This window comes from Cronbergia sp. UHCC 0137 (assembly GCF_034932285.1).
Classification (GTDB): Bacteria; Cyanobacteriota; Cyanobacteriia; order Cyanobacteriales; family Nostocaceae; genus Cronbergia.
Window position 1 is genome coordinate 17,657 of sequence record NZ_JAYGHC010000035.1, and the last position, 931, is coordinate 18,587.

Genomic DNA, 931 nt, shown 5'->3' on the forward strand with positions numbered 1-931 from the left:
GCCGTGGTTGGTGAGCGCAGCCGAACCAAAGTGCTGACTCCTGACTCCTGACTCCTGACTCCTAACTCCTAGCCCTAACCAAAAGACTTTTCCAGCAAGCCCTACCTATAAAATATAGTCTGATTCAGACAGTAATAATGACTAAATACTCTAAACACGCAGTTAATAACGGGAGTAATTAAGAATATGACTACAGAACAACTACTGTATAAATGGCAAGACTTAAATACAGATGAACAATCAAAAGTTTTAGCTTTTATTGATTCTCTAAAACACCAAAAACAATCCGGTTCTAAATTGGGTCAAAAGTTAAGAAAAATCCGCCAAGAAATAATTGATTCTGGTATACCTTTATTAACGGCTGAAGAAGCAGACAAAGAGAAAGCAGAACGTCGAGGTGGATATGGAGAAGACCTGATATGATTCGTACTTTCATTGATGCTGGTGTTTTAATTTGTGCTGCTCGTTCTCAAGGAGAGAGTGCTGAAAAAGCCTTACAAATTCTGGAGAACGAAAACCGAGAATTTGCTTCTAGTATTTTTCTTAAATTAGAAGTATTACCGAAAGCAATTTATAATCACCAAAAAAGCGAAGTTAAGTTTTATGAAGCATTTTTTGAGGAAGTTTCTTATTGGGCAAAGGATATAAATACAATTATTGCTACAGCTTATGAACAATCAAGTAAATTTGGAGTAGGGGCAATGGACGCTTTACATATTGGAGCAGCTTTATCTGTAGAGGCAACAGAATTTGTTACTAATGAAAAACCAGAAAGATCCATTCATCGCACTCCAAGCATTAAAATGATTTCTATTCATTCATAAAAAATCAAGTAATAATAATTTCAAGATTTAATTAGGGCTTGCTGATAGCGTAGCGTGCCGTTAGGCATATAAACCAAAAACCTAGATATATCAACAGTTTCAGTCCG

General features: G+C 36.0%; 2 protein-coding genes. Both read left to right on the forward strand.

All coding sequences use genetic code 11. The annotated features are described in order from the left end of the window. Positions 1 to 186 precede the first annotated feature (186 nt). A complete protein-coding gene (locus tag VB711_RS17675) occupies positions 187 to 423 on the forward strand; it encodes a hypothetical protein (protein WP_323287510.1) in 237 nt (78 codons plus the stop codon). Beyond that, positions 420 to 824 (forward strand): type II toxin-antitoxin system VapC family toxin, encoded by a 405-nt coding sequence (locus VB711_RS17680; protein ID WP_323287511.1) that lies wholly within the window; start codon positions 420 to 422, stop codon positions 822 to 824. The genes VB711_RS17675 and VB711_RS17680 overlap by 4 nt, the downstream gene beginning before the upstream one ends. Positions 825 to 931: the final 107 nt, after the last annotated feature.

Bases quoted from the DNA above. Each gene is read 5' to 3' on its own strand.
- VB711_RS17675 (WP_323287510.1), top strand. From the start codon at position 187: ATGACTACAGAACAACTACTGTATAAATGGCAAGACTTAAATACAGAT.
- VB711_RS17680 (WP_323287511.1), top strand. From the start codon at position 420: ATGATTCGTACTTTCATTGATGCTGGTGTTTTAATTTGTGCTGCTCGT.